This window comes from Undibacterium sp. GW821-FHT11B02, assembly GCF_058808955.1.
In genome coordinates this window covers 594,485-616,700 of the sequence record NZ_JBXASD010000001.1, presented here as the reverse complement: position 1 = coordinate 616,700, position 22,216 = coordinate 594,485, and the positions used below count along the sequence as shown (strand labels likewise).

Below are 22,216 nucleotides of genomic sequence, written 5' to 3'. Positions count from 1 at the left end.
AACGAGGACGGCTTTCTATCAGTCACTAAGGTAAATCCTAGCGATGTACGGGCAACAAGAGCGGCTTGCGCTTCAGGCCACTTTTTGCCGTAGCCTGCTCAGATACCTGCATGATGGCATTTACACCCAGGCCACCTGCCTGCGGCAACTCTGCTACTGGCAAAGGCTTGCTTAGACTACGCGCCAGCCGGTTCACCAAAGGCTTGCTGAGATAGGCTACCGGAAAAGCGATAGGCCAAATCGTCAGCCAGGCTTCCATCCACGCAGCAAAAAAGTCATTACTGAAACCTATCCACAACAAACGCATGGCAGCACTGGCGACCAGAGTAACCACCCCGGTCGTCAGGATCGTCGGCAACATGGATGCCAGGCTTTTCGAACCTGCCACTGCACGAGGCTGACGACTGACAGCCGTTGACTGAGCCATCGCGACAGACATGCCAGAATATGTTGAAGAATGTTGCATAAATTTAAACCGTATCTGTTTGCAAATTATGTTTGCTAATTAACCACGGGCAGCCAGGGCACGCAATTCTGCAGCCATATTAGGCGATACACCGTCGAGGTCATTGGCAATGCGGCGGATGGCCAGCATATTGCGCAAATTGCGACCAGCGGTTTTTTCTTCACGCGTTTTTTTAGGGTTGATCACCAACAGGGCAGCACGTAACATGCCAACCAGCAATGGTTTGAAAACGACCAACATGGTAGCCAGGATACCCAAGCCCAGCAAAGGACGGGCGGAACCAATAACGGTACTGATAGCCATTTGGGAAACAGGCAATGCACTGGCGACAGGAAAGGCAATATTTAAGAAAGACATGATTCACTCCACTTTTTTTTCACTTTGTAATGACATCATAATATTGCGGCGCACCATATAAATCTAATTTTGATTTATCATATCCATTATTCTTTTCGTGAATAATTGTTTTTATTTCCTGCTGGGAGCAAATAGCATGAACTTCCTGACACTGGATTTGAATCTTTTACGTGTTTTCGATGCGGTGATGATCGAACAAAACCTGACACGCGCTGCCGACAAGCTGGCCATGACCCAGCCAGCGGTTTCAAATGCCTTAAAACGGCTGCGCCATTCCCTTGGTGATGAACTATTGATACGTACCGCCTATGGCGTGAAACCAACACCGCGTGCAGAAACCCTGTGGCCAGCTATACGCCAGGCGCTTTCCAGCCTGGAAAGCGCCATTGCACCGACCACTTTTGACGTATCAAAAACACAAACAACTTTCCGCCTGGCAATGGCGGATGCGACGGCAGCATTGTGGATGCCAACCCTGGTACGCTCCGTAGAAAAGGAAGCCCCGGGGGTTACCATGCGCATGGTGCCGCTGACCACGCGGGAACCACGTCCCATGTTGACACGTGGTGATATTGATATCGCCGTCGGCTTTTTCCCCGGCGTAGTAGCCCAGTTAACTGGTGGACAAGGTTCGGCCAATAGTGCGATCCGTCATGAAAGATTGTATTCAGGGCATTATGTTTGCGTCATGCGGAAAGACCATCCGCTGGCAAACCGCATCATGACCATAGACGATTATTGCAATGCAAAACACCTGCTGGTGAGTTTTTCTGGTCGTGCCCATGGCCTGGTTGATGAAGCACTGAGCCAGTTGGGACGTGAGCGGCGTATCTTGCTGACTGTTAATCAATTTTTTACCGGCGGCCGGGTGGTTGCCAATTCCGACTTGCTGACCGTCTTGCCACGTCATCTGATTTCTGCCACCGGCATGACGGAAGCACTGGTCTGGCAAGAGCTACCTTTCAGTATGCCCGATGTGCATGTCGATATGCTGTGGCATGAAAGGGATAGTCGCAATCTGGCCCATCAGTGGCTGCGCCGGAATCTGGTGAACATGACGCATTCCAACCTGGTGCCGGAGTTGGAACATGATGTAACACTTGATAGCTGAACGACCGTTAACTGAACAACGGCGCCAGCAACATCGCATACAATCATCATATTCCCTCATTTTTGTATCTATCTATGTTTACAGGCATCGTTCAGGGCATCGCCCGCATCGCACAACTCAGTGACAAGACCGGTTTGCGGACTTATCAACTGGAGTTTCCTTCCGGTTTTTGCAAAGACCTGGAAATCGGTGCCAGCGTTGCGGTTGATGGCGTCTGCCTGACGGTAACCGCCCTGCTTGGCGACAACGCGGCAGAATTCGACGTCATGCAGCAAAGCCTGGCCATCACCACCCTGGGTGAATACCAGCCTGATGGACGGGTGAATGTAGAACGAGCAGCCAAGGATGGAGCAGAAATCGGCGGCCACCCCTTGTCCGGCCATATTGACTTCAAGGCTCATATCGCCCAGATACGCGAGCTGGAAAACAATTATGTGATACGTATCGCCGTTCCGCCTGAATGGATGCGCTATATCTTCGCCAAAGGCTATATCGCCATCAACGGTGCCAGCCTGACTATCGCCGAAGTGAACCGCGAAGAAGCCTGGTTTGAAGTCTGGCTGATACCCGAAACCCTGCGCATGACCGTCTTTGCTGAAAAGAAAGCCGGTGCCAGTCTGAATATAGAAATTGAACGAACCACCCAGGTTGTGGTCGATACCGTACGCAATATGCTGGCAGAAACCCTGGGGCCGCTGATGCCTGCGCTGGAAAGCCTGCTGGCGCAGCAAGGCAAGGATCTGGGGCAGATCGTGCAAGCACAGGTGCCGCCAAAAAAATAGCACACCCTGTACCTGCAATCTGGCGCATCTGCCGCGATGCCACTATGCCGACGCTTGAAATGCCAATTAACCCGGGAACCTGAACATGCGCGCACTATCCAGATTGTTATCCACAGCTTTATCAACATACTTACCCACATACTTGTCTACAGGCTTATCAACAAGCTTATCCACAGGTATCTGCGCCGCATTATTAGCTGGTGTTTCACCCCTTGGCCACGCGCAAAGTCTGGAAGCGCCGAATGTCATCCCCATCACCGCACAACTGACCAGCTCTGGCCAGCCCACGGCCAAAGCGCTGGAAGGCCTGGCTGCACAAGGCTACGAAGCCGTCATCTACCTGGCCCCGCCGAATGTATCTGACGCCGTGCGTGAAGAACACCTGATCGTTGGCCGCCAGAACATGGTCTTTGTGAACATCCCCATCGTTTTCAACAAACCTACCGTCAAAGACTACGAGACTTTTGCCGCCATCCTGCAAGGGCTGGGAGATAAAAAGGTGCTGGTGCACTGCCAGGTGAATATGCGTGCATCCACCATGGTCTTCCTGTACCGCGTCGTAGTTGGCAAGGAAGACCCTGCCCTGGCCTATGAAGCTGTCAGCAAGGTCTGGTCACCTAACGGACCATGGAAGCATTTGATGCTGGATGTCTTGAAAAAGTATCAGATCAGTTTTGAGCCTTACTGAGATCGTTCGCCCTCATTGAATCATCCTCAATAAACAGGGACGCGACCGGCATCGCCGGTCGCAAATCTCATCACAAATTTCGTCGGTAATCACGCTGCGTTGAGGCGCTTTCTTGCCACGCTAAATCTGTCCCGCCATCCTTCCTGAACGTCCCACGCAAAAGTCCGCTATATCCCCCACCCCGGAAGAAATCGTAACACCGGAAGGTATCGTAACAAATAGAAATCCTGGCAATGTCAGTGCCATAATCGACGTACAAAATTTTAGCTGTTCATCTTGTATCGCCGATTCTGCCAGGGAAGCAAAATGCAAAACAAATCGTTCAAAATGGCGATGCTGTTCGCCGTTATTCTCGTATTCATCGGTGGTGCCTACTGGTTCAAAACCAGCCGCACTGTACCCAGTGTGGAAACGCATGATGATCCGAACGCAGCTTTTGTCCTGGTGGATGCCAATGACCGCAACCTGGATGGTGCACCTGCTCTGGCACTGACTTTCAGCCTGCCGCTCGACCCCGGTAAAAATTACGAGCAATACCTGCAGGTATTTGAAATGCCGCTGTCGGCTGCCGATCTGAAAAAAGAAGAAAAGCCAGCAGGCGATGCCGACGCCAACGATGATCTCGATGACCATAGCCAAAAGCCGAAAGTCAGCACCTTCAGCACCGTCAGCAACGTCAGTACCAAGGCTGAAGATACCGACAGCAAGGGTGGCAAACTGGTGAGCGGTGCCTGGGTCAGAGGCGACAATCCACGCCTGCTGTACTTCCCGCACATCAAGCCACAAAACCGTTATGTGATACGGGTGCAACCCGGTCTGCCTGCACGCAATGGCAAGACGCTGGCTACGGAAATGCGTTATTCCGTACTGACTTCGCCGGTTGCACCGTCCTATTATTTCGCCAGCAATGGCATGGTATTGCCAGCCAAACAGAATGGTGGTCTGCCTGTGGTGACGGTCAACATCCCTGAAGTGGATGTGCAGTTCATGCGTGTGAAAAATGAACAGCTGCCACGTTTTCTGGATAAGGTCATCAATGGCAAATCCATGGCGTCTGAGGATACGCCAGATGACAATTATGGCTACATGCGTACCAGCCTGCATGGCGCTGTATCCAGCTATCTGCTCGACGATATGAAGGCGCATAGCGATAGCGTGTATCAGGGTCGTTTTCTGACTGAGCAAAAACCGAATAAACGCAGTGTCACCTATATCCCGGTAGAAGATATCAAGGAAGTGCGCGAGCCTGGTGTGTATATCGCCGTCATGAGCGTGCCTGGCCGCTTTTTGACGGAATTCCAGACGACCTATTTCTATGTCACCGACCTCGGTCTGCAAACCCGCCTGTATGAAAAATCTGCCGATGCCTTTGTCAGCTCGCTGACGGATGGCAAGGCAGTCAGCGGCGTTGAGATTTCATGGCTGGATGAAAAGGGCAAGGCGATTGCGCGCGCAGAAACAGATGCTGACGGCCATGCCCGTTTTGCTGATCAGCCAAAGAATGCCCAGGTCGTGCTGGCACGTAAAGGCGAGCAGATTTCCGTACTGCCACTGAAAGAACCGGCACTGGATTTGTCTGAATATGATATTACCGGCGCGCCCTACAAGGCGATGCGCCTGTTCGCCTATGCTGGCCGTGACCTGTATCGTCCGGGTGAACAGTTTGACCTGTCGGTACTGGCACGCGATGCCGATGGTCGCAGTGTGCCAGTACAGGCCATACAGGCAAGGCTGAAACGTCCGGATGGCAAGGACCAGTTGACCACCACCTGGCGTCCTGACCAGCGCTTTGCTGGTTATATGGTAAAACACCTGGAAATACCTGCGGATGCTCCGACCGGTTTCTGGACGCTGGAATTGCGTGCTGATCCGGCTGACAAAATACCGGCGACTGTATTCCGTTTCGGCGTCGAAGAATTTTTGCCAGAACGCATGAAGCTCGACCTCAGCAGCAAACAGACGGTGCTCACAGCCGACAGCAACTATAGCGTCGATGTAGTCGGCAATTATTTATATGGTGCACCAGCTGCCGGCAACCGTCTGCTGGGCGTGACCCAACTGGAGCGTAACCAGAATCCATTGGTCAAGCAATTCCCCGGTTTTGAATTTGGTGATGTCACCGAAAATGAAGTCAAGGTACGTACTGAGCTGGAAGCCAGCCAGCTCGATAACCAGGGCAAGGCCAATGTCAAACTGGATCTGTCAGCAGCAGCCAAACGCCGTTCGCCTTTCACCATACGCACCACGCTCAGCCTGCTGGAAACCGGTGGCCGTCCTGTCGTTCGTAGCCTGGAAAATGTGATCTGGCCAGCATCCAATCTGGTGGGTTTGCGTCCTCTGTTCAATGGCGAATATGCGCCGGAAAACAGTCCGGTAGAATTTGAAGTTATCCGCACCAACAGAGAGGGCAAGCTGCTGGCAGCACCTGCGCTGCCGGTACGCCTGTTCCGTGAAGACCGCAATTATTACTGGCGTTATGAAAACCAGCATGGCTGGCAATCCGGCTTTACCCAGACGGATGAACTAGTGGACACTTCCAGCGTCACTGTCCCAGCCAACAGCAGGGGCAAATTGCGCCTGCCAGTAGGGTATGGCCATTATCGGGTGGAAGTGCTGGACCCGGACACCAGGCTGCAAACCGTCTACCGCTTTTATGCTGGCTGGCATGCACAGGATGATGAAACCCAGGGTAGCCGGCCAGACAAAGTCAGCATGAAGCTCGACAAGCCCAGCTACAAGGATGGTGACACAGTGCACCTGAGTTTCACGCCACCGCACAAGGGCGAAGCCCTGATCACGCTGGAAGGCGATAGCACGCTGTGGATGAAACGCATGACTGTTGGTGCCGACAGCACCAGCATCGATATTCCGCTCAACAAGGAATGGAAGCGTCATGACCTGTATGTCTCGGTGGTGGTCCTGCGTCCCGGTAATGAAGGTGACAAGGTGACACCGGCGCGTGCACTGGGTCTGGCCCATATTCCACTGGAAAGAAGCGACCGTAAATACGTGGTCAACCTGGAAGCACCGGTCAAGGTGCTGCCAGAAACCACGGTCAAGGTCAAAGTCAAAGTGCCAGAAGCCAAAGGCCAGAAAACCATCGTTACCTTGTCTGCAGTGGATACCGGTATTTTGAATATCACCAAGTTTGCTTCGCCTGATCCGCTGGCCTTCTTTTTCGGGAAGCTGCGTTATGGCCCTGACCAGCATGACGTGTATGGTCGCCTGATAGAAAAAATGCAGGGCCAGAAAGGCAAGCTCAAATTTGGTGGTGATGCCACTGCCAGCAAACCAAGTAGTAACCTGCCGAAAAGGGTCAGGCTGGTCGATATCTTCAGCGGCCCCGTGCAACTGAATGAGCAGGGTGAAGCCGAAATACCGGTGGCGATACCGGATTTCAATGGCACGCTGCGTCTGATGGCAGTGGTGGCTGGCGCAGAACGCTTTGGTGCCAAAGATGCCGAGATGACGGTAGCAGCACCGCTGGTGGCGGAACTGATTACACCGCGCTTTATGACCGTGGGTGATACCGCTGTGCTGGCACTTGATCTGCATAATCTGTCCGGTGCGGTACAGAACCTGAAAGTCAGCCTGAATGGTGGTGCTGCGCTCAAGCTGGGTGAAGCAGAACGCAGCCTGAGCCTGAAAGACCAGGAAAAGCGTACTTTGCGCTTCCCGGTTGAAGCCAGAGCCCAGACTGGCCTGCAAAATATCAGCCTGAATATCAATGGCAGCAAGCTGAAAATCGCCAGGAACTTTACTCTGGCGGTACAGGCTGGCACACCGCAGGCAGAAATCACCCGCAGACTGAGTGTCAAACCAGGTGAAAGCCTGGATATCCGCGATGCCGAACTCGGTGGTCTGCATCGTTCTTCACTGCTGGCTCACCTGACGGTATCCAACAAGCCACCGATTGACGTCAAAGCGGCGATACAGGGTCTGTTGACGTATCCATATGGCTGTGCGGAACAGACAGCCAGTACCGCTTATCCTTATCTGTTCATTGATGAGGCAAACGCGAAACGTTTTGGACTGAAACCCTTCAGTCTTGAACAAAGGACTGAAGTCGTGGGCAAGGCGGTAGCGCGTTTGTCTGGCATGCAGGCTACGAATGGCAGTTTCAGTCTGTGGGGCGGTCGCTATGATGCGGATTACTGGCTGTCTGCCTATGTCACCGGCTTTTTGATGGATGCGCGTGAACAGGGATTCAATGTGCCGGATGCCATGTATAACAAGGCGCTCGACTACCTGTTGCGTGGCTTGCAGGAAGGTGTGGCACGCATGCCTGCCACCATCGCCGCTGATACTGCAGCCGTCACCAGCAGCTACCGTTCATGGGAAAACCGTCGCGACGACAATGGCCATTTTGATGTGTTGGCCCATGGTGCCTATGTGTTGTCACGGCAGAACAAGGCCCCATTGGCCACCCTGCGCCAGTTGCATGAATACCGTGCACAGGCACCTTCAGCATTGTCACTGGTACACCTGGGTATCGCTCTCAAGCAAATGGGTGACAAGGGCAGGAGTGATATCGCCCTGGCTGAAGGCTTGAAGAAAGAACGCAATGGTGGTTACTGGTGGTATGACTATGGCAGCGAGCTGCGTGATGTCGCCATGTCATATGCACTGCTGGACAAGCACCAGATCAGCATCCCTGGCCGCGACAAGCTAATACCTGTGATTGCCAATGAAATGCAAAAACACCGGTATCACAGCACACAGGAAAAACTGGCACTGTTCCTGGTTGGCCGGTCCTACGCCAACACCGCCAATACAGCCTGGAGTGGCAGCCTGAATGTCAACGGCAAAACCGAAGATATGTCTGACAAGGGCATGCTGTTCCGCGAAGTGAATGCAACTGAGCTGGCGAGTGGCATGAAATTGACCAACAAGGGCAAAGACCCGCTGTATGTGGAACTGTCACTGAGCGGTAATCCAGTCCAGATGCCAGCCGAGAAAAAAGATGTCATCGAACTGGGACGCAAGATGTACACACCCGATGGCAAGGAAATCAGTGGTCGTCCGCTGAATGTGGGTGAAGTCGTCATCGTGCGTGTAACGGCACGTGCCAGCAGCCCGTTTGGCTACGGCATGATCATCGACCGCGTGCCAGCCGGACTGGAAATCGAAAACCTGAATATCGTCAACGGAGAACAATTGAACACACTGAAGATCGATGACTTGTCGCCGCAAGATGCCATGCGTGACGAACGTATCAAGCGGGTGGAGTTCCGCGAAGACCGGTTTGTCGCCGCCATGAATCTGGACACCGCAGTGCTGGAACTGTTCTATGTCGCCCGTGCGGTCACACCAGGCAGGTTCGTGATACCACCACTGTATGCGGAAAACATGTACCGGCCAGAACTGTATGGGCTAAGCGGTGGCCAGGATGTCATCACTATCGTAGAAAACGGCAAGTAATGAACTATCCGTGGTAGCACTACCACGGATAGTTCCGAGTCTTCGGATATGTCAACCATGAAACGCTATCCAGAAATAAAAGCTGTCTTGTTGGGCTTGGGTAAGACTCTGATTTTCTGTAAAAAAATCTGGGCAGCTACTGCTTTCTTACTCGTCAGCCTGGTGTTGCTGGATCTTGCTTTTCCACTACCGCCACCAGGTCGTGATTCACCGTATGCGATGGTAGTGCTGGCGCGCGATGGCTCGCCCCTGCGCGCCTTTCCCGACAAAGACCATATCTGGCGGCATGCGATCAGCCTGGACGAAGTCTCGCCTTATTATGTACAGGCATTGACCGGCTATGAAGACCGTGCTTTCTGGTGGCACCCTGGCGTCAACCCGCTGTCCATGCTGCGCGCAGGCTGGCAATGGCTGCACAATGGCCGCATCATCTCGGGCGGTTCGACCATCACCATGCAAGTGGCTCGCATCATTGATCCGACACCACATACCGTGGCCGGGAAACTGAAACAGGTAGCGCGCGCCCTGCAACTGGAGGCGCATTATTCAAAAAAAGAAATCCTCACGCTCTACCTGAACTACGCCCCCATGGGTGGCGTGCTGGAAGGGGTGGAAGCAGCCAGCCGTGCCTATCTGGGCAAGCCTTCCAGTCATCTCACGCATGCCGAAGCGGCCCTGCTGGCCGTCTTGCCACAAATGCCTTCGGTATTAAGACCAGACCGTTATCCACAGCGTGCGCAACAGGCACGCGACAAGCTCATCAATCGCATGGCAGACCGCTGGAGCAAGGACATCGTTGCCGATGCGTTGAGCGAGCCTGTGGTCGCCCAGACCGTGCGCGAACCCCTGCTGGCTCCTTTGTTGGCGCTGCGTATGAAACAGCAGGCCAGACGCGAGCGTAAATCGGCTGGTAACACGATGGATGCAGGTCAGCAAAACGTGATCCGGACCACGGTCGACCCGGCAAGCCAGCAAACTGTAGAAACCCTGCTGGCTGACCGCATACGCCTGCTGCCACCGCATGTATCAATGGCAGCGATGGTGATGGACAACCAGACTTTTGAAGTGCTGGCCTATGCCGGTTCAGCCGACTTCAGCGACCGCAAGCGCTTCAGTGATGTGGATATGGTACGGGCCTCGCGTTCACCGGGATCAACACTGAAACCCTTCCTGTATGGGTTTGCCATGGATGAAGGTCTGATTCATTCAGAATCGCTGCTGTCGGATACGCCGCAATCTTTTTCCGGTTACCAGCCAGCGAATTTTTTCCAGAACTTCAATGGCCCGGTCAGTGTGTCCGAAGCCCTGGTGAAATCCCTGAATGTACCGGCGGTGGAAGTTCTGGAACAACTGGGGTCAGACAATTTTGTTTCCATGCTCAGACGTGGTGGATTGAAACTTGATTTCCCGCGTGGTGCCGCACCGAATCTGAGCGTCATTCTGGGTGGTGCTGGCACCAGGCTGGAAGACTTGGTAGGGGCCTATTCCTCACTGGCACGCAAAGGCATGGCTGGCGTGCCACGTCTTACACCAAATGCCCCACGCAAAGAACAAAGGATGATGAGCGAAGGAGCCGCCTTCATCGTGCGCGACATTCTGGAAACTGGTGGCCCTGTAGCCCGGGCGGTGGAAGGCAATGGCAGTTACCGTGGCATCGCCTATAAAACCGGCACCAGCTTTGGTTTCCGTGATGCCTGGGCGATTGGTGTCAGCAATCGCTACAGCATAGGTGTATGGGTAGGCCGGCCCGACGGTACACCCAATCCCGGCTTCTTTGGCGCCAATGTTGCGGCCCCTTTGCTGGTCGATATTTTTACCGCGCTGCCAGATGGCCGCAACCCTGCTCCCAATTCACCGCCAGCCTCAGTCAGCCAGGAAAAAATCTGCTGGCCACTGGGCACCCGTGCCAGTGACCTGGCCGACGCCAGCCTGTGTCCGGTACAACGCACAGCGTGGCTGTTGAATGCCACAGCACCACCCAGCTTTGCCGACAGACTGAAAGCCACAACGCCGGTCTTCAGTTATTTGGTGGATACCCAGACTGGCCTGCGGGTCACCTCTGAATGCACCAGACATGCCAGTGAAACCCGGCAGGCTGCACGCTGGCCATCATCGTTGGGCCCCTGGCTGGATGCTGGTCTGCGCAAAACCGCGTTGCCACCGGCGTGGGCACCGGAATGCGCCGCCATCTACAAGGCCGATGACAATATACAAATCGTCGGCCTCAGTGACGGCGAGATATTGCACCGGGCAAGCAGCAAGGACTTACCCAGGGCACGTCTGGAAATTCGCGGCTCGCAGGCAGACATCAGCTGGATGGTGAATGGCCGCATCGTTGCCAACAAGGCTGCCAGCCAGTCGCAGTTGATCGAATTCCCGCAGGCAGGGCGTTACGATATTACCGCCTTTGACAATTTTGGCAGGTATGACAGAATCAGTGTCAGTATGCAGGCCAGCCCGTAAGGCGGATTTGTGAAGATGCAAAAAAAACAGATACAGCTTCATTTTTTCTCCATATTTCTGCGGCACCATCAGTTCTGGAATTAACTGATGTTCCTGTAACCGACTGATGCAAAGGAAAAATATGAAACCGCTGCTATCCCTGTCACGCGCCAGTATCTTGCTGATGATACTGGCACTGAGCAATACCGGGCACGCTCAACCTCAACCACCTTATGGTGACCAGAAAAAACCACCTGAGGCAGGCAAAGACGGACCTCCCCGGCGTGAACCGCCGCCGCAAGCCTTTGAAGCCTGCAAGGACAAGAAGGAAGGTGCGGTAGTGCAGATCACCACACCACGCGGAGACAAGATGTCGGCGACCTGTACAACATCGCCCAAAGGTCTGTTCGCCCGTCCTGAGCGCCCGCCTGGCCCACGTGAAGGGCAGGCAAGTGCACCACCGCCTCCACCACCGAAAAATTAATTGGCCCTCGCCGCCCGAAGCAATCAGGTCTTCGGGTTGGCCGCAGAATTGTTCATGGGTTGGCGCACATAATAATTGTCTAATTCTGTGCTTTCCCGCAAAACAAAGCCGTGTCGCTGGTAAAAGCGGTTAGCGTCACTGCCATTTAAAGCGCCTACATGCAAGGTCCTGGCCTGTGCATCCATTTCTGCCATAAGCAAGGCCAGTGTCGCTGCGCCTATCCCACGTCCCTGATGCTTTGGATGCAGGTATAGATGATCGAGCAGAAAATCATCTCCCTGCGGTCTTAGCACCATAAAACCTACACGTTCCTCATCCACCAGAATATGCCGGGTATATTCAGGGGAAAAATTCGCCAGCAACCGCTGTCGTGCACGCGTGGCGTCAAAACGTCCAATTTTTTCCAGGCTGGGGCGCATGGCCAGCACGCGCAATTCCGCCAGTTCCACCGCGTCTTCCGCTTTTGCAAATTCAAGGTCAAGTTTCACTGCTGACAGGCTCCTGCTAATGTGGTGGCAATATGCAGAAAAGCCTGCTTGCCGACTTTGGGGACATCCCATTTACCATCCAGCGGCACTTTGCGCTGATGGGCAATCACCATTTGCAGGCGCGGGATGACCAGTACATATTGTCCATGCAAACCCCAGGCCATATACGCCTGGTATAAGGGTGAGGTCGCCGGTTCTTCCAGTACCCACCACATATAACCATACCCGACATGACGGGCGGCAGTCGTGGCGGGATGCATGGCAGATGATGGTGTGAACATGCTGGTGGTTTTTTGCATCCAGACTGCCGGTATCAATTGCCTGCCGTTCCAGTTACCCTGATGCAGGGCCAAGTAGCCCAGGCGGGCCATGTCACGGGTAGACAATAAAAAATGGTATGGCAAGTGCCGGGACTTGCTGGTGTCGCCAAACTTTTTTTGCGCGCTCAGTTGAAAGTCCTGCAATTGCAGAGCCTTGGCGATATCTTCATCAAACAATTGGTACACACTTTTATGTGTGGCATTTTCGAGTGCCGTACCTGCCACATTGAAATCCCAGTTGTTATATAAAAAGTAGCTGCCTGGTACTTGTGAACCACGTGCGGGTGCGCTGGACAGGTCATCGCCAGTATTGGCTGCCGCATGGAATACGCCAGAGCGCGCAGTCAGCAAATCACGAACGCGTGCCTGTTTTTCACTGTCCAGCAAACCACCGACATCATCAATGCCCAGTTGCGCCAGGGTCTTGTCCAAGTCTATCGTGCCATTTTCCACATACTTGCCATACAACATGGACAAGATGCTTTTACGTGCCGATTCGATGATGCCAGGTACATCAGTACGGCCATAACTGAACAACACGCGACCATCGCGGATAAACAGCAAAGCCGTACTGGCTTGCTGTTCCAGCAAATGTTGCGCTTCAGTCTGAGCCTGACGGCAGGTTGCCGTTTGAGTGGCCGAAGGAAGTTCTTCCCAGACAGATCCTGGGAATACCGTCTGGGCACTGGCCGCGGCAACTGCCATCAGTAGAGACAGCGCCATGCCTGCATTGCTGAATAAATTTCTTTTGAATATCAATTCCTGCTCCTGATGTCTGATGACACTTTATACATGACTATCTGACAGCAATTTGGTTCATCTGTATCTGTTGCAATTATCTGCCTTAGTTTGTTACAAAACCGGGCCTCAAATAATATCTGCTAAACCCTGTTTCAATTCTTTACAAAGAGCGGTCAACAGCCTGTTTATTTTTACCGTTATTATCAACACAGGGCAATCATGCTAGCCGCGGCTTGCGGCAGATTTGTAAAGAGTAAATATAATGAAAACCATTCCTCTCTGTCTAACGGCTGTCGCCGTAGCAACATTGATGTCGGCTTGCGTGGTGGCACCGCGGCCGGTTTATCATGCACAACCTGTGTATACACCGCAGCCTTATCCGGTCGAAACGATCATAGTGCAGAACGAACCGCCTGCGCCTTACGCAGAAGTGGTAGGTGTTCCACCTACTGCTGGCTATGTCTGGATAGGTGGTGCCTGGTTCTGGGAAGGTGGCCGCCACGTCTGGCACGGTGGTTACTGGTCAGCCCCACGGCCCGGCCATTACTGGGTAGGGCATCACTGGGAACGCGTTGGCAATGGCTGGCATTTCAGGGAAGGTCACTGGGAACCGCATCGCCGTTAATTGGATAAGCGTATTGTGTGTCCGCTGGGTGCATTACCTGCGGACCAAATATCAAATCGACTGCAGTTAAATCGACCGCATTTAAATCGACCGCATTTAAATCGACCGCATTTAAATCGACATATCCCGCAGCATCCTCGACGCTTCCCGGTTGGCCAGCAAGATACTGCCGTCACGCATATGCAGGCGCAATTGCGATTGTTCATCGGCTTTCATCGATTCTACAAAATCCAGGTTCACCAGCAGCGAACGGTGTATGCGTATGAAGCGTGCCGGATCGAGCCGGGTTTCCAGCTCTGAAATACCCAGTCTGACCAGGTAGGTCTTGTCACCGACGATGATGGCGGTGTATTTGGCGTCTGCCTTCAGGTAGGCGATATCGTTCACATTCACCGGGAAGATATGGCCGCGGTCACGCACCAGTATTCTTTCCAGGCGACCCGTCTCACGACCTGCGGCCAGGTTCAGTGCATGTTCCATGGCTTGCAGCGAAGGTGGTGCTTCCAGCAACCTGTCCACGGCCGCTTCAAAACGTTCATGTGAAAAGGGCTTGAGCAGGTAATCAACGGCATGCAGTTCAAAGGCTGTTACTGCAAACTGATCATACGCCGTGGTGAAAATAATGTCGGGTAAATGACTGAGACGACGCAAGACTTCCAGACCTGTCATTTCCGGCATTTGTATGTCCATAAATACCACGTCAGGCTTGAGCAGATTGATTTGGGTCAGGGCACTGACACCATCAGCGGCTTCACCAATAAGACTCAGTTCCTGACGGTTGCAAATGGCATCACGCAAGACTTCCCTTGCCAGTGGCTCATCTTCAGCAATAAAGGCGGTTTTCTGTTTCATGGTGTGTTCAGAAAATTGGGTAAATGATATAACTTAAATCGGAGCAAGCGGTATGGTCACGCATATCTCAAAACCCTGCCCTGGTGCGGTTTGAATCTTGAAACTGGCACGTTTGCCATATTCCAGCTGCAGGCGTCTTTCCACCGTTTTAACACCAATGCCGCTGGATGTCAGTACCTTTGCCAGTTCAGCGCCCGGGCCATCGTCCCTGATAGTGATATCCACTTCGCTTTGCAGCGCTCTGAGTTTGGTACGTATCAACAAATGGCCGGGCTGGCTGCGCGGATTAAAAGCATGCTTGATACTGTTTTCCACCAGCGGCTGTATGCTCAGGGCGGGTACGCCATAGCCTGCAGCTGCCTCATCCAGTGACCAGTCCACATGCAGTCTTGGTCCCAGGCGCAGGGCTTCCAGATTCAGGTAGTCGCGCACAAAATTCAATTCTTCCTCCAGCGTCACATGGGTGCTGCCAGTTTTTTCTGTATCCAGCACATAGCGTAGCATGTCGGAAAAGCGGAACAAAGCTGCTTCGGCAGCCTTGCCGTCCTTACGCATCAGGGCGATGATGGAATGCAGGGTATTGAACAGAAAATGCGGATTGAGCTTGTTGCGCAGGCTGGCCAGTTCAGCCTGCACCAGCAGGCCCTGTGCCTGGCTGGTGGCCAATGCCTGCAAACGCCTGGCCTCGCTGGAGCGCACCGTATGAAAAATACTGGCAACGACGCCATACATCATCAGACTGTACAGGAAAGGCCAGATAAAAGCACTTAAAGGCCGGTCGGGAATGATATAGTCAGCATGTTCTATGGTCCACATAAACAAGCTCACCAGCAAATGCCAAAATATCCCGAATACCAGAGACAACAAGATGTGAATGGAGGCGACGGTGAAAGGCTTGTATCCCTTGCGTTCTATCAAACCGGTCAGTGGCCAGATAAAAGCCAGCATCAGGGCAGCTGGTACCGTACTGATTTCTGATGTCAGTGCCAGTTTGAAATCGAACTGTGCTTTTGATAGCCCATCGATCTGTATAGCGAAACCGATGAGTATGGAATAGGCAAGCCAGGCCAGCGTATAAAAAAGCCACATGCGACGCATCAACTATCCTTTCCTGTGACTGATGCAATGCCTGAAGTATCCGATAATTCAGGCGTGCCAGGGGTGGATATGTCACCAATTGAGGAAATACGAACCCGGATTGCCAAATTGATGGCCCACCCATCATATCGTCGTAAAAGGGTAAGCTGAGGGTAAGCTGGCAACAGCCAGGCAACAAATCAGTCCTTTTCAGCTTCCCAGTATTCCATGGTGGCTGACTTGTTATAGCCTTCGCCGGTCAGCCGCACGCTGACGCGGTTGCCGTCAGGATAAACGATGACATCATGCGGATTGCGTTCCCCGATGAGCAGGTAACGGCAAGGGGCATCGGTATGGTTGTATAAGCTGTGCCCAGCTTTTTGCCCGGCTGGAAACACCACATAACTACCCGCCGTCATGATATAGGTCTGTTCGCCCAGACGCAGAGTCAGGCTGCCTTCCAGCAGCATCATTTGTTCTTCTTCCAGATGATGATAATGGTTGGGGCAGGCTTGCTTGCCGGGTGCCAGTTCTTCTATGCACACACCAACCCGTTTGCAACCACCATATTCCCCCAGTTGCTGGTAACGGGTGGCAAAACTCTTGCCGTGGGAATATTCATCCCAAGGTACGTCCTTGATCATAAATGGTTTGGTGATGCCTTCTTCAGTCAAGGCAACGGCTTTGCTGGCTTCAGTCATGGCGGGCTTTCACTTGTGCAGGACAACATTGCATACGTTCTTTTGTGGATAAATGTCACGGTGACAAGCATGATTGTCACACAGCTTTGTTATCTGTGTTTTTTTATCCCGTGATTACGGAATAGAATGACCTGCGCTGGGCCTGCTCAGCAAGCTTCCCGCAGATTGGCGGAAAGAACTATCAAGGTGATGAAACAGGGGGCGCAGTCTCAATGAGTCTGCGGGCCACAATCATGCCCTTCGTTTCATTCAGGTACTTCTGGAAATGGGGCGTGTTGCGGTGTTGCAAATATGCGCTTTCATCAGCGTATATCTCGAAGAAGCGCAGTTGATTCGGGTGATCCTTAAGTGCAACCGCATAGATGGCAAACACACTGGGCTCCAATCGGATCGACGCCTCGATTTCTTCCGTGACGAGCCCTCTGAAGGCGTCGAGCCGGGCGGGATCAATTACAATTTCGGCCATGCGGACAACGGCCGTAGTTGGCGGTAATTGCGGTTTGGTGCCGAGCATCACAGGCACTGCTTCAAATAGTGCATGTCCCTTCAGCAACGGTCTGGAGTCATCGCGAAATTGTTGATAATGCGCTGACGCCAGGTGTGCCTTGTAGGCGTTCTGGTCTGCATAGACTTCAAGCACGCGGATGCGGTTCGGGTGATCCTTCTCTCCTGCCCAGTAAAACGCGAGCACACCGGGATCATTGCGGCGGGTCTCCCGGACATTCGCTTTCCCTATAGCCCAGAATCTCTCCACGTGTGCGGGATCGACTTCCAGTTCTGACCACCGTACATATGCTGACAACGATGTATTTGCAGATTGGGGGTTTTCGGATGTTTTCGCTGGTTTCATAGTATCCCCGGTAACTGATTGATCATTTGCATGTGCCAGACCACAAACAAAAAATAATGCGAAGGCAAGTTTGTATCGATTCAAATTTCCAAATGAAATTTTCATAAAAATAAATACATCCTATGTTTAAAGAGACGATTCATCGCGAATTAATGGCCGAGAATACTCTTTTTTTGGATTCCCAAACCCGCTTATCTCCGACCTGGAGCATCGTGATCAAGATCCGTAGAATTAATGGAGTTTGTCATCTGAGCCTCCTGGCTGCGTATCTGCTTCAGCTTGGCTATGTAAGCTGAATTCTTGTTTGGCGGGATATCCGGGTCGTGAAGTTCAGCAAGCAAGCGCATGGACTTCCGGTCCGCATCAACAAAGGCTTTTATCAGTGATTCAGCGTCGTCTGACGCAGTTCCCAGGGATTCCAGGGAATAGCGACCAGCGCGTACCGCGCTGTCAAACGTTTCTCTTACAATGTCGTTGCACCCTGCACTGAACAGGTCATAGACATGAATCCGGTCGTAAGCGCGAGCAATGACATGCAGATCGGGGCGCAACCGCTTAGCGTGCTTGACGATTGACAGCACTCTTTCACGATCGTCGATGGCAACGACGAGCAAATGGGCATGTGCCAATCCAGCCGCATCCAGTAAATCCGGTCGTGCACCGTCGCCATAGAACGCCTTCACGCCTATCGTCGTCATGGTGTCTATTATCTCTGCGTTCACATCGAGTACAACAGTTTCATAACCTTTGATGCGCAGAATCCGATTGACGATTTGTCCGAACCTACCGATACCGACGATGATGGCGACGCCTTGAACATCGATTTCATCCGCTTTTCTGGCTTGCGATCGAATCATTCTCGCAAGGATGATTTTATCGAACAGAATGAAGAGAATCGGGGTCAGGAGCATTGAAAGTGCCACAGCCAGAAGCAGTGGTTTGGCAAGCGACTGGGGCATGACTGCATTCTGAGTCGCAAAACCAAGCAACACGAAAGCGAACTCGCCAATCTGTGCCAAACCTAGTGAGAACAACCATCGATCAGAACCGCGAAGACGGAATATTGTAGCAATGGTCCATAGCACGGCGATTTTCACGCTAACGACAGCAAGGGTAGTGCCAACGACTGTGGGCCAATTGGTGAACAGGTAGGAAAAATCAATACCAGCGCCAACAGTCATGAAGAACAATCCTAGCAGCAAACCCTTAAATGGCTCTATGTCGCTTTCGAGTTCGTGGCGATATTCGCTGTTGGCAAGCACCACTCCGGCAAGAAAAGTTCCGAGCGCCGGAGACAGACCGACCATCGTCATCAGCAGCGCGATACCGATCACCAAAAGCAAGGCAGCACCGGTGAATACCTCACGCAATCGTGCCGAGGCAATGAAGCGGAAAATGGGCCTGGAAAAATAATTACCGCCGACGACGATAAATAATACGGCCAGGACGGTGGCGAGCGCACTCATCCAACCAGGCAGCCCAGCCAGGAGGGCAGCACCCTGTGGCGTTGCTCCGTGCACAGCGGGAGCAATTTCATGACTCGCCAGAAGCGGCAAAAGGGCCAGGACCGGAATGACCGAGATATCCTGGAACAACAAGACAACAAAGCTGGCTTCGCCACCATCACTTTTCAACAATCCCTTTTCACCTAGCGTTTGCAACACGATAGCCGTCGAAGATCCCGTTGCTATCATCCCGATAGCCAGACTCATTTGCCAGTTCAGACCGACAAGACTCGCACCAAGGCCGACGGCCAGCGCAGTCAAAAGTAGCTGTAGGCCACCGAACCCGACCAGCCTGTGCCGCATTTCCCATAGCTTCTGCGGTTCCAGTTCCAAACCGACCAGGAACAGCATCATTACCACACCAAACTCCGCAAACTCCTGAAGTCTATGAGTTTCGATGCCTAGCAGGGAAATGACCGGAGCGATGCAGATGCCAGCGATGAGATAACCAAGTACGGAACCCAAGCCGAAACGCTTGGCCAATGGCACCGAAATGACGCCGGCAGCGAGAAAAACGAAGGCGTAAAAGAGTGTACTGTTCACGGTTCAGCCTTCGACAGGGTAGGTCGTAACTCTACCGTGGTTGCAGGCGAAGTGAATATCGGTGTGGCAAATACAGGAATAGAAAATATCAACGACAACATCGCCATGAGGCAGTTCGGGCCACTCGAATCGGAAAGGCGAAAGCAGATCAGTTTCGAAGTAAGCCGCGTTGCCATGCACCTTCATCTCAAAATTCCTGCCGTGTCGGACGGAAGAGAATCTCGTTGATATCAACCTCTTCCGGTTGGCCGATGGCAAACAACACGCAGCGTGCGAAGCTGCTTGCGGGAATGGCGTTGCGCTCGTAGAAAGCCTGCATGGCCTGCGCCATGCCCTCAGCCTTGGTGGTAGCAGGCAATTCAGTGTCCACGGCACCTGGCGAGAGGATGGTAGAGCGGATGTTGTAGGGCTTGACTTCCTTACGCAGTCCTTCGGAAATCGCGCGCACGGCGAATTTGCTGGCGCTGTAGACCACACCACCACCACTCACGAGATGACCGGCGACTGAGGACACATTGATAATCTGCCCACTCTTCTGCGCCTTCATAGGCGGCAACGCAGCAGCAATGCCGTGGAGTACGCCATTGATGTTCACGTCTATGGTCTGGTGCCACTCCTCTATCCGCAACATCTCCAGAGGTGAAAGCGGCATGACGCCAGCATTGTTGAGCATGACGTCGATGCGTCCATACATCCCGATGGCGCGTGCTACCAGCGCCTGCACCTGTGCGTGATCAGTGACATCGGTTTGCACGACGCTCCCGGCACTCAGACTGAGTTCTTGCGCTAGTTCCTGCAGGCGATCCAATCGCCGTGCGCCCAGTATCACCTTGGCACCGGCGCGCACCAGATGGCGCGCTGTCTCTGCACCCAGTCCACTGCTGGCACCGGTAATAACAACAACCTTGTTTTCAATTTCTTGTTTCATGTTTTTTTCCTTTATTTTACTTTTGCAGGCAATCACAAACCCAGCAGCCGCTCGGCGTTGCCGTGGGCAATGAGGGCCTTGTCTGCGTCACTGACCGGGAGAAGCTCAATGAAAGCGCGTGCGCCATCCAGACTCTGGTAGGGGTAATCGATGGAGTAAAGGATGCGCTCTGCCCCCATCAGCGAGTGGATAAACTGAAAATGCGGCAGTGTGAGCATGCCGCTGGGTGAGACGTACACATGCTCGCGGTAGGTCTGCACGATGGGTCGACGGAGGCCGGAGGCTTCCTGCGGAATGGAGTCCTCTAGTCGTTGTAGAAAGAAGGGTACCATCTCGCCCCAATGACCACTGATGACTTGCAGCCGGGGATAGCGGTCGAACACACCAGCGAGCAGCATGCGCACGACTTGTATACCTGCCTCGTTATGCCAGCCCCAGGCGAACATGGCCAGTCGCGCACCGAGTTCACGCTCGAAGCCGCCGTAGTACGGCCCTTGCACAGCGGCCAAAGGCAGGCCCGGATGCACATAGAGTGGTACCTGCAGTTCGTCGAAGGCAGCGAGGATGGGTGCATAGCGCGCATCGTCCAGGAAAGTGTCACCGGGACGGCCATTGATCAGTGCCCCCTTGAGACCCAGCTCTTTGACCGCCCGCTCGAGCTCCCGCGCCGCTGCTTCAGGTGCTTGCCAGGGAAGCGTGGCAAAGCCTGCGAAACGCGTTGGGTGGGCCTGCGCAGCCAGGGCCAGCCTGTCGTTGGCTGCACGGTTCAGATCAATGGCTTGCGCTGCCGGCAATAACTGGGGAAAGCCACCATAGGAAAGCACCTGCATATCGATATGCGCGGCGTCCATGTCGGCCAGACGCGATGCCCCCATCTCCAGTCCCTTGCGGGCCGATTCGCTGGGTGCAATGACGTGTGGGCGAGTGGCATCAGACACCTGTTGACCATCCACCACGCGGCTGCCCCAGTCTGGCAGGTAGGGAGCCTGAGCACGGACCATGCTCTGCGTGGCACCACCAATGGCGGGATCGAGTACATGCTCTTCGACACAAATCAGTTTCATGCTTTTCCCCCTTTGTATGGCGTCCAGGCCTACGTCAGCAATTGCTCATGCCAACAGGGCGTCACGTAGCGCTTCGCCCAGACTGGCGGCGGACTGCGGGTTCTGACCAGTGATCAGTCGACCGTCAACAACCACGTTATTGGCCCAGTTGGCGGCGGTCTGATGGTGCGCGCCGCGTTCAATCAGCGTAGACTCCAGCAGGAAAGGCACCACATGGGTGGATTGCACTTCTTCTTCCTCACCATTAGTGAACGCTGCCAGCCGCTTGCCGGCCACCAGCAGGCTACCGTCGGCACGGCGTGCATTGACCAGCGCGGCCGGGCCGTGACACACCGCAGAGACGATGCCGCCTGCTGCATCAATCTCGCGGATAGCCTTTTGCGCAGCAGCGCTATCAGGGAAGTCCCACATCGTGCCGTGGCCACCGGCAAAGAAGATGGCGGAGTAACGTGCAGGGTCCACGTCATCCAGATTCAGCGTGTGTGCGATGGCGTGGCGAAAATCGGCATCGGCCCAGTAATGGGCAATGACCGGGTCTTTCATATCCTCCAGCCCGTCCAGTGGCGCGGCACCACCCAGAGGAGAAGCAAATTCCACGCGAATGCCCGCCGCCTGCAATTTTTCCAGTGGATGAGTGACTTCGGCGAGGTTAAAACCGGTCGGGATACCTGTTGCACCTTTCACCGCGTTGCTGGTAACAACAAAAAGGATGGGTTTGAGTTCTGAAGCCAGTTTGGTCATGATTGTAGATTCCTGTTTTGAAGCAAAAAA

At 53.5% G+C, this 22,216-nt stretch carries 20 protein-coding genes; 7 read left to right on the top strand and 13 right to left on the bottom strand.

Annotation, left to right across the window (positions count from 1 at the left end; genetic code table 11):
- Positions 1 to 37: 37 nt before the first annotated feature.
- Both AC1RVX_RS02670 and AC1RVX_RS02665 read right to left on the bottom strand, forming a co-directional pair.
- The gene (locus AC1RVX_RS02670) at positions 38 to 466 is read right to left on the bottom strand and encodes a DUF2798 domain-containing protein (RefSeq protein WP_493215020.1); all 429 of its coding nucleotides are present in this window, start codon (positions 464 to 466) and stop codon (positions 38 to 40) included.
- Positions 467 to 505: 39 nt separating this feature from the next.
- Entirely contained in the window at positions 506 to 823 is a 318-nt protein-coding gene (locus tag AC1RVX_RS02665; protein ID WP_493215019.1) for a hypothetical protein, read from the bottom strand.
- A gap of 136 nt (positions 824 to 959) precedes the next feature.
- On the opposite strand from AC1RVX_RS02665, the gene AC1RVX_RS02660 reads away from it, so the two are divergent.
- The 6 genes from AC1RVX_RS02660 to AC1RVX_RS02635 all read left to right on the top strand — a co-directional run bounded on the left by AC1RVX_RS02660 (position 960) and on the right by AC1RVX_RS02635 (position 11,751).
- A complete protein-coding gene (locus AC1RVX_RS02660; protein ID WP_493215018.1) occupies positions 960 to 1,934 on the top strand; it encodes a LysR family transcriptional regulator in 975 nt (324 codons plus the stop codon).
- A 74-nt stretch (positions 1,935 to 2,008) separates the two neighbouring features.
- A complete protein-coding gene (locus AC1RVX_RS02655) occupies positions 2,009 to 2,716 on the top strand; it encodes a riboflavin synthase subunit alpha (protein ID WP_493215017.1) in 708 nt (235 codons plus the stop codon).
- Positions 2,717 to 2,858: 142 nt separating this feature from the next.
- Entirely contained in the window at positions 2,859 to 3,404 is a 546-nt protein-coding gene (locus tag AC1RVX_RS02650) for a protein tyrosine phosphatase family protein (protein WP_493215016.1), read from the top strand.
- Positions 3,405 to 3,710: 306 nt separating this feature from the next.
- On the top strand, positions 3,711 to 8,825 hold the full coding sequence (locus tag AC1RVX_RS02645; RefSeq protein WP_493215015.1) for an alpha-2-macroglobulin family protein: 5,115 nt from the start codon (positions 3,711 to 3,713) through the stop codon (positions 8,823 to 8,825).
- Positions 8,826 to 8,882: 57 nt separating this feature from the next.
- The gene (gene pbpC / locus AC1RVX_RS02640) at positions 8,883 to 11,288 is read left to right on the top strand and encodes a penicillin-binding protein 1C (RefSeq protein WP_493215014.1); all 2,406 of its coding nucleotides are present in this window, start codon (positions 8,883 to 8,885) and stop codon (positions 11,286 to 11,288) included.
- A gap of 121 nt (positions 11,289 to 11,409) precedes the next feature.
- Positions 11,410 to 11,751 (top strand): hypothetical protein, encoded by a 342-nt coding sequence (locus tag AC1RVX_RS02635; RefSeq protein ID WP_493215013.1) that lies wholly within the window; start codon positions 11,410 to 11,412, stop codon positions 11,749 to 11,751.
- 23 nt (positions 11,752 to 11,774) lie between these two features.
- On the opposite strand, the gene AC1RVX_RS02630 is transcribed toward AC1RVX_RS02635, so the two are convergent.
- Together AC1RVX_RS02630 and AC1RVX_RS02625 are read right to left on the bottom strand one after the other, a co-directional pair.
- Positions 11,775 to 12,239 (bottom strand): GNAT family N-acetyltransferase, encoded by a 465-nt coding sequence (locus AC1RVX_RS02630; RefSeq protein ID WP_493215012.1) that lies wholly within the window; start codon positions 12,237 to 12,239, stop codon positions 11,775 to 11,777.
- Complete coding sequence (locus tag AC1RVX_RS02625) at positions 12,236 to 13,282, bottom strand: serine hydrolase domain-containing protein (RefSeq protein ID WP_493215011.1); 1,047 nt, start codon at positions 13,280 to 13,282, stop codon at positions 12,236 to 12,238. The genes AC1RVX_RS02630 and AC1RVX_RS02625 overlap by 4 nt, the downstream gene beginning before the upstream one ends.
- A 280-nt stretch (positions 13,283 to 13,562) precedes the next feature.
- Here AC1RVX_RS02625 and AC1RVX_RS02620 point away from each other — a divergent pair, with 280 nt between their 5' ends.
- Entirely contained in the window at positions 13,563 to 13,925 is a 363-nt protein-coding gene (locus AC1RVX_RS02620) for a YXWGXW repeat-containing protein (RefSeq protein ID WP_493215010.1), read from the top strand.
- A gap of 111 nt (positions 13,926 to 14,036) precedes the next feature.
- Here the strand turns inward: AC1RVX_RS02620 and AC1RVX_RS02615 are convergent, their stop codons facing one another.
- From AC1RVX_RS02615 to AC1RVX_RS02575, 9 genes are all read right to left on the bottom strand, one after another.
- Positions 14,037 to 14,777, bottom strand: a complete 741-nt coding sequence (locus AC1RVX_RS02615) for a LytR/AlgR family response regulator transcription factor (protein WP_493215009.1) — start codon at positions 14,775 to 14,777, stop codon at positions 14,037 to 14,039.
- A 33-nt stretch (positions 14,778 to 14,810) separates the two neighbouring features.
- Entirely contained in the window at positions 14,811 to 15,875 is a 1,065-nt protein-coding gene (locus AC1RVX_RS02610; RefSeq protein ID WP_493215008.1) for a sensor histidine kinase, read from the bottom strand.
- Between the two features lie 179 nt (positions 15,876 to 16,054).
- Positions 16,055 to 16,555, bottom strand: a complete 501-nt coding sequence (locus AC1RVX_RS02605) for a cupin domain-containing protein (protein WP_493215007.1) — start codon at positions 16,553 to 16,555, stop codon at positions 16,055 to 16,057.
- 181 nt (positions 16,556 to 16,736) lie between these two features.
- Positions 16,737 to 17,510 carry a putative quinol monooxygenase gene (locus AC1RVX_RS02600; RefSeq protein WP_493215006.1) on the bottom strand — a complete coding sequence of 258 codons (774 nt, stop codon included), beginning with the start codon at positions 17,508 to 17,510 and terminating at the stop codon, positions 16,737 to 16,739.
- Between the two features lie 86 nt (positions 17,511 to 17,596).
- The gene (locus AC1RVX_RS02595) at positions 17,597 to 19,453 is read right to left on the bottom strand and encodes a monovalent cation:proton antiporter-2 (CPA2) family protein (protein WP_493215005.1); all 1,857 of its coding nucleotides are present in this window, start codon (positions 19,451 to 19,453) and stop codon (positions 17,597 to 17,599) included.
- Positions 19,450 to 19,629 carry a hypothetical protein gene (locus AC1RVX_RS02590; protein WP_493215004.1) on the bottom strand — a complete coding sequence of 60 codons (180 nt, stop codon included), beginning with the start codon at positions 19,627 to 19,629 and terminating at the stop codon, positions 19,450 to 19,452. The genes AC1RVX_RS02595 and AC1RVX_RS02590 overlap by 4 nt, the downstream gene beginning before the upstream one ends.
- A gap of 11 nt (positions 19,630 to 19,640) precedes the next feature.
- Positions 19,641 to 20,381, bottom strand: a complete 741-nt coding sequence (locus AC1RVX_RS02585) for an SDR family oxidoreductase (protein WP_493215003.1) — start codon at positions 20,379 to 20,381, stop codon at positions 19,641 to 19,643.
- A gap of 32 nt (positions 20,382 to 20,413) precedes the next feature.
- Entirely contained in the window at positions 20,414 to 21,445 is a 1,032-nt protein-coding gene (locus AC1RVX_RS02580; RefSeq protein WP_493215002.1) for an amidohydrolase family protein, read from the bottom strand.
- A gap of 45 nt (positions 21,446 to 21,490) precedes the next feature.
- Positions 21,491 to 22,186, bottom strand: a complete 696-nt coding sequence (locus tag AC1RVX_RS02575) for a type 1 glutamine amidotransferase domain-containing protein (protein WP_493215001.1) — start codon at positions 22,184 to 22,186, stop codon at positions 21,491 to 21,493.
- Between the last annotated feature and the right edge of the window lie 30 nt (positions 22,187 to 22,216).

Coding starts and splice junctions, on each gene's coding strand:
- AC1RVX_RS02670 (WP_493215020.1), bottom strand. CDS start 466: ATGCAACATTCTTCAACATATTCTGGCATGTCTGTCGCGATGGCTCAG.
- AC1RVX_RS02665 (WP_493215019.1), bottom strand. CDS start 823: ATGTCTTTCTTAAATATTGCCTTTCCTGTCGCCAGTGCATTGCCTGTT.
- AC1RVX_RS02660 (WP_493215018.1), top strand. CDS start 960: ATGAACTTCCTGACACTGGATTTGAATCTTTTACGTGTTTTCGATGCG.
- AC1RVX_RS02655 (WP_493215017.1), top strand. CDS start 2,009: ATGTTTACAGGCATCGTTCAGGGCATCGCCCGCATCGCACAACTCAGT.
- AC1RVX_RS02645 (WP_493215015.1), top strand. CDS start 3,711: ATGCAAAACAAATCGTTCAAAATGGCGATGCTGTTCGCCGTTATTCTC.
- pbpC (WP_493215014.1), top strand. CDS start 8,883: ATGAAACGCTATCCAGAAATAAAAGCTGTCTTGTTGGGCTTGGGTAAG.
- AC1RVX_RS02635 (WP_493215013.1), top strand. CDS start 11,410: ATGAAACCGCTGCTATCCCTGTCACGCGCCAGTATCTTGCTGATGATA.
- AC1RVX_RS02625 (WP_493215011.1), bottom strand. CDS start 13,282: ATGGCGCTGTCTCTACTGATGGCAGTTGCCGCGGCCAGTGCCCAGACG.
- AC1RVX_RS02620 (WP_493215010.1), top strand. CDS start 13,563: ATGAAAACCATTCCTCTCTGTCTAACGGCTGTCGCCGTAGCAACATTG.
- AC1RVX_RS02615 (WP_493215009.1), bottom strand. CDS start 14,777: ATGAAACAGAAAACCGCCTTTATTGCTGAAGATGAGCCACTGGCAAGG.
- AC1RVX_RS02610 (WP_493215008.1), bottom strand. CDS start 15,875: ATGCGTCGCATGTGGCTTTTTTATACGCTGGCCTGGCTTGCCTATTCC.
- AC1RVX_RS02605 (WP_493215007.1), bottom strand. CDS start 16,555: ATGACTGAAGCCAGCAAAGCCGTTGCCTTGACTGAAGAAGGCATCACC.
- AC1RVX_RS02600 (WP_493215006.1), bottom strand. CDS start 17,510: ATGAAAATTTCATTTGGAAATTTGAATCGATACAAACTTGCCTTCGCA.
- AC1RVX_RS02590 (WP_493215004.1), bottom strand. CDS start 19,629: ATGGCAACGCGGCTTACTTCGAAACTGATCTGCTTTCGCCTTTCCGAT.
- AC1RVX_RS02585 (WP_493215003.1), bottom strand. CDS start 20,381: ATGAAACAAGAAATTGAAAACAAGGTTGTTGTTATTACCGGTGCCAGC.
- AC1RVX_RS02580 (WP_493215002.1), bottom strand. CDS start 21,445: ATGAAACTGATTTGTGTCGAAGAGCATGTACTCGATCCCGCCATTGGT.
- AC1RVX_RS02575 (WP_493215001.1), bottom strand. CDS start 22,186: ATGACCAAACTGGCTTCAGAACTCAAACCCATCCTTTTTGTTGTTACC.